The 400-nt window shown below is 48.8% G+C and carries 1 protein-coding gene; it reads right to left on the reverse strand.

The genetic code is table 11. The annotated features are described in order from the left end of the window. A partial coding sequence (locus AAC855_RS21275) for an EF-Tu/IF-2/RF-3 family GTPase (protein WP_340612129.1) occupies positions 1–400 on the reverse strand: 400 nt, incomplete at both ends.

Genomic DNA, 400 nt, shown 5'->3' on the forward strand with positions numbered 1-400 from the left:
TTCTGGCAGTTCGATAGTACCGGTTACGTCAGTTGTACGGAAGTAGAACTGTGGACGGTAACCTTTGAAGAATGGAGTATGACGGCCACCTTCATCTTTGCTCAGGATATACACTTCAGATTCAAACTGAGTGTGTGGGTGGATAGAACCTGGTTTCGCCAGAACCTGACCACGCTCAACATCATCACGCTTAGTACCACGCAGCAGAACACCAACGTTCTCACCCGCACGGCCTTCGTCCAGCAGTTTGCGGAACATTTCAACGCCAGTACAAGTTGTTTTCGTGGTTTCTTTGATACCAACGATTTCAACTTCGTCACCAACTTTAACGATACCACGCTCAACACGACCCGTTACAACAGTACCACGGCCGGAGATGGAGAATACGTCTTCGATTGGC

The sequence above is a fragment of the Xenorhabdus bharatensis genome, assembly GCF_037996705.1.
Taxonomy (GTDB): domain Bacteria; phylum Pseudomonadota; class Gammaproteobacteria; order Enterobacterales; family Enterobacteriaceae; genus Xenorhabdus; species Xenorhabdus bharatensis.